This is a genomic window from Candidatus Thiosymbion oneisti (genome assembly GCF_900092655.1).
Taxonomy (GTDB): domain Bacteria; phylum Pseudomonadota; class Gammaproteobacteria; order Chromatiales; family Chromatiaceae; genus Thiosymbion; species Thiosymbion oneisti.
In genome coordinates this window covers 1-5,029 of the sequence record NZ_FLUY01001549.1, presented here as the reverse complement: position 1 = coordinate 5,029, position 5,029 = coordinate 1, and the positions used below count along the sequence as shown (strand labels likewise).

3 protein-coding genes are annotated in these 5,029 nt (G+C 63.4%); all 3 read left to right on the top strand.

What is annotated here, in order from left to right; genetic code table 11:
* Nucleotides 1-98 precede the first annotated feature (98 nt).
* The 3 genes from BQ17_RS15700 to BQ17_RS15690 all read left to right on the top strand — a co-directional run bounded on the left by BQ17_RS15700 (nucleotide 99) and on the right by BQ17_RS15690 (nucleotide 4,644).
* Nucleotides 99-3,455 carry an ATP-binding protein gene (locus BQ17_RS15700; protein WP_089728637.1) on the top strand — a complete coding sequence of 1,119 codons (3,357 nt, stop codon included), beginning with the start codon at nucleotides 99-101 and terminating at the stop codon, nucleotides 3,453-3,455.
* 96 nt (nucleotides 3,456-3,551) lie between these two features.
* The gene (locus BQ17_RS15695) at nucleotides 3,552-3,794 is read left to right on the top strand and encodes a hypothetical protein (RefSeq protein WP_218068305.1); all 243 of its coding nucleotides are present in this window, start codon (nucleotides 3,552-3,554) and stop codon (nucleotides 3,792-3,794) included.
* A 430-nt stretch (nucleotides 3,795-4,224) separates the two neighbouring features.
* Nucleotides 4,225-4,644, top strand: a complete 420-nt coding sequence (locus BQ17_RS15690) for a type II toxin-antitoxin system VapC family toxin (RefSeq protein WP_089728633.1) — start codon at nucleotides 4,225-4,227, stop codon at nucleotides 4,642-4,644.
* Nucleotides 4,645-5,029 lie beyond the last annotated feature (385 nt).

Sequence of the window (5,029 nt, the reverse complement as noted above, 5' to 3'; positions counted from 1 at the left end):
TCCGCGGCGCGGAGCTTCCGCGTTCCCACGCGGCGCGTGGGAACGAGAGAAAATCTGTTAATTGAGAACGCCCCCTAGGAGTCCAACGATTAGGATCCATGAAGCAATCGGCCCTTGCCTTCGATAGTGACGCCGATCCGGCTGTCGGCGGCGCGGTCGGCGACCTGTTCGGCACGGACCCCGAGGCCACCCGGTCCTATGTCATCGAACAGCTGGAGGTCTTCAACTGGGGTCCCTTCAACGGCCTGCATCGCATCCGGATCGACCCCCAGGGCACTGCCGTCATCGGTCAGACCGGCAGCGGTAAGACTACGCTGGTGGATGCCCTGATGACCCTGATCGCCGAGCGTCCTCTGTATAACCTGGCCTCCACCGGCGGCCACGAGAGCGACCGCGATTTGATGTCTTACATCCGCGGTGTATCGGGCGAGGGCAACGAGAGCGGCGACAATGCCCATATCGCCCGTCAGGGGGCGACTGTCACCGCCTTGAGTGCACGCTTCGGGGATGGCCGGCAGCCGGTTACCCTGGGTGCCCTCCTGTGGCTGGATGGGACCAGCTCGGCCATGCACGACCTGAGGCGATTGTGGCTGTTCAGCCGCGACGGTGCGCTCGGGGTCGGCGATTGGCTGCCGGTGCTGCGTGCAGGCGGTGCGCGGGCCCTGAAGCAGTTCCTACGCGATCAGGGCAGCTCGCCCCACGACACCAAATCGGCCTATCTGGCCCAGATCCAACGCTTCTTCGAGGTCGGCAGGAACGCCTTTGCCCTGCTCAACCGGGCGGCCGGTCTCAAGCAGCTCAACAGCGTGGACCAGCTCTTCCGGGAGTTGGTACTCGAAGACAAATCCGCCTACAAACGCGCCGAGGAGGTGGTCGCCGGCTTCGATGTGCTCACGGATATTCACCGCGAGCTGGAGATCGCCCGCAGTCAGCAGCGGTCTCTGCTGCCCATCGAGACCGAGGAGCGAACACGCCGACGCAAGGTCGCCGAGGTCGAGCGGCTCTCGGATCTGCAACGCATCCTGCCTGTCTGGTTTGCTACCCACGCCTGCCGCTTGTGGCAGCAGCGACACGCAGCGATCAGCACCGAGATCACTGCGCTGCAGGACCGCACGCTGGAGTTGGAGCAAGAGGAACAGCGGTTGCAGGATCAGGAGGACGATCTGCACCGCATCTACATCGAGGCCGGCGGGGGCAACCTCGAGCAGATCGAACGGCTCATCGCCAACCAGCAGGGCATCGTCCAACTCTGTGAAAACACGGTCGCCGACTACCAGCGACTGATTGCCGGGCAGGGCCTGGACCCCGAGCTCAGCGCGGGCACCTTGCATCGCAACCAGGAGCGTGCCCGACGGATGCGCGCCGAGCAAGGGCCCCTGCTCGAACAGCTGGAGCAACACCGCGACGAGCAATCCGGCGCAGCACTCAACGCCCGCAACGCCGTCCGGACCCTGGAACAGGAGTTGGACCAGGCCAAGGAGCATGCCCATTCCAATTTGCCGGGCAATTATCTGGGCTTCAAACGCGACCTGGCCGCGGCCCTGGGAGTCCCGGTCGGTGACTTGGCCTATGTCGCCGAGTTGGTGGAGGTAAAGCCGGAGGAGCAGACCTGGCGGGGAGCCATCGAGCGCGCCTTGGGGGGCCAACGTCTGCGGTTGATCGTACCCGGTGAGCGGATGGCCGCAGCGCTCGCCTGGGTGAACCAGCGCCACAACCGGCTCCACGTGCGTCTGCTGGATGCGGCTCAGCACCGAGGGCCGGCGCGCTTCTTCGACGACGGCTTCACGCACAAGCTCAACTTCGCCGGGCACCCGTTGTGTGAGGCCCTGAAAGGCTTCCTGGCCGAGCATGATCTGCACTGTGTGGCGGACACCGACCAGTTGCAACGGACCGCCCACGCCTTGACCATGCAGGGGACCATTTCGGGCCGGCGGGGTCGCTTCGACAAGCAGGACCAGCGGGCGCTGGACCAGGGCTGGATGACCGGCTTCGACAACCGGGACCGGGTACGGCAGCTCGCAGGTGAATTGGAGCAGGCGCGGGATCAGGTCCGTATTCAAGCGGCGGCCTTCGACCGGGCCAAGCAGGAACACGAGACCCTCCGGCAGCAGTTGGTGCTGCTGGAACGGCTCGATGAGCTGGACTTCGCTGCGATTGACATCGAGTCCGCACGGGCCGAGCTGGAGCGGCTGCAGGCCCAGCTGCGGGCCCTACAGGACCCGGAATCCGAGACCTTCCGTGCCCGACAGGCCTGGGAGCAGGCCAGGCAGAGGCTGCAACGGCAGCGCGGGGAGCTCCGGACGCAGCGCGAGACCATCGGAAGTCTGAAGGCCAACCTGGCGCGTGCGGACGAGCGACTGAGCTCGGCGCGTAACCGGCGTGGCAGCGGTCTGAACGATGAACAGACGGCCCTGGGTGACGGTTACCTGAAACGACCCGATGCCGAGGCCATCGAACGCCTGGACGACCTGGAGCGGGAGGCCGCGACCAGGCTGCAGCGGGAGTTCGAGACCGCCGGCACCGGCTTGGCCGGCTCGGAGAACAAGCTGATCCGCCTGATGAACCAGGCCCAACGGGAGGATACGGGGGCCTTGGCCGAGGTCGGGACCGAGCTCCGTGACGTCCCTAATTATCTGCAACGGCTCGAGGTCTTGACCAAGGAGGCGCTGCCCGAGAAACTGGATCGGTTCCTCGGCTATCTGAACAAATCCTCCGACGAGGGCGTTACCCAGCTGTTGGCCCACATCGACAACGAGGTATCCATCATCGAGGAGCGCATTGCCGGACTCAACGAGACCCTGATCCAGGTCGATTTCCAGCCCGGACGTTACCTGCATCTGGAGCCGCGCAAGGTGATCCATCAAGCGTTGACCGATGTCTACCGGGCGCAGAAGGTACTCCGGAGCGCCGCACTCCAGGACGACCAGGGCGAATCCCACTATCGCGCTCTGGTCGAGCTGGTGCGGCAGCTGCGGGATGCGGTGGAACGCCGCAAGACCGCCGGCGCGCGGGCCTTGTTGGACCCGCGCTATCGTCTGCAGTTCTTCGTCAAGATCATCGAGCGCGATGGTCGGCACGTCATCGAGACCCGTACCGGTTCCCAGGGCGGCAGCGGCGGCGAGAAGGAGATCATCGCCAGCTATATTCTGACCGCTTCCTTGAGCTACGCCCTCTGTCCCGACGACCTGGGCCGGCCCCTGTTCGGCACTGTGGTGTTGGACGAGGCCTTCTCCAAGAGCTCCCAGGCGGTGGCGGCCCGCATCATCGAAGCGCTGCGCCAGTTCGGTCTGCATCCGCTGTTCATCACCCCCAACAAGGAGATGCGGCTGCTGCGAATGCACACGCGCTCGGCGGTCCTGGTGCACCGACGCGGCCAACAGGCGGTTACCGCTTCCTTAAGCTGGGAAGAGCTGGACCGACAGGCCCACCAGCGGCTCCAGGGTGAGGACACCTGATGCCTTGCTGACCAGGTGGCTGGTGTGGCTAGACGCACGGAAATAGTGTATCATCATGACGCATGTGTTTTGATGCAACCAAGGGAACATGATGCCATGCCCTCGCTGCAAATCCGTGATATGCCCAATGATCTGTACCAGGCCCTCACCTTCCGAGCCCGCCAGGAACACCGCAGCCTGGTCCAACAGGCAGTGGTCGAGCTGCGGCGCATTCCGGCACTGACCGCCGGTGAGCGTCGCAAGGCGGTGATCGCCCGCATTCGCGCTACCTTGCGGCAACCCGACGAGTCTCTGAGCCCTGCGCCCGAGACGCTGGTGCGCGAGGACCGAGAGCGTTAGTACCCCGTTTTGCCTTATTTTTCGGGTAGTGGTTAAGGTTTAAATGGGAACATCGCCAATAGCAGTGGGTTGGGCACGCCACAAGCTGCACTCCCTCTCCCGGCGGGAGCGGGGGCGAAGCGGTCAGGGCCGTAGGATGCGGTGAGCGCGGTAGGTCTTACAGGATGGCACCACGAGGAGGCGCGAACCGCATCGATGGATACCCGCAGCGAACCGCATCAACCCACGTAATAGCAAGTCCTCTTTCAAGCTCGCGCAACAACGCAGCTGGCTGCTTCTCGCCGCGTCTGAAGGGAGCCCCCCAAACGCACCAAGGCGGCGTTACAGCGTTTGGCAATAGAGCGAGCTATTCCCTGCGCGCTGTGCCTAGCCGTGGCGCGTTTGGAGGGGCTCTGAGACTGTAAAATAAGGCGAAACGGGGTACTGGAGGATGCGTTTAGTGCTGGATGCCTCCGCCGCGGTGCGACTGGTAATGCGCGCCGAGGCCGCGGACAAGTTGCTTGAGCCCGTCTCGGCAGCGACGGTGGTGATCGCACCGAGCCTCTATGCGAGCGAGGTAGCCAACGCCTTGTGGAAGTATGTGAAGGCCGGCAGCCTGGAGGCGGAGACAGCACTCGGGCGGTACGAAGAGGCCATCAACCTGATCGATGACTTCACCCCCGATCGGGAGCTTGCAACAGAGGCCCTCACGGAAGCGGTACGATATCGGCACCCCGTCTACGATCTGCTCTACGCCGTCCTGGCCAGACGCACCGGGGGCGCCCTCCTCTCCATGGACCAGCGCTTAAAGACGCTCCTCGATCGGATGGGGATCGACACCATTAGTACAGCCGTACCCAAGTATCGATAACATGGAAATCGTTTTTTTGCCGCAATAAACGCCAAGCGGTCGTAATCGGCTCACCATTATCGACGGTTCTTGATCCATTTGCGTTCATTTGCGGCTAAGAAGCCGTTTGGTTAAAACGGATCCCAGCGTCTAACCTCGGGTTGCGTTAAGAGGCTGTCTAAAAACTAATACATTGGTAGTGGTAAATTCTTAAATGGCAGCGTGGAGCGGTTCATCGACTACTCCCGGTTTCTTTTTGGATCCCCTCACCCTGGCCCTCTCCCGGCGGGAGAGAGGCGAAGCTCGTAGGTTGGGCAAAGCCGCCAGAGCAATGCCATTAAGTTAGCTGCCGGCCGCTGGTCGTGGTAGGTCGGGTTAGGCGCGTGCTTCGGTGTTCGGTTGGGTC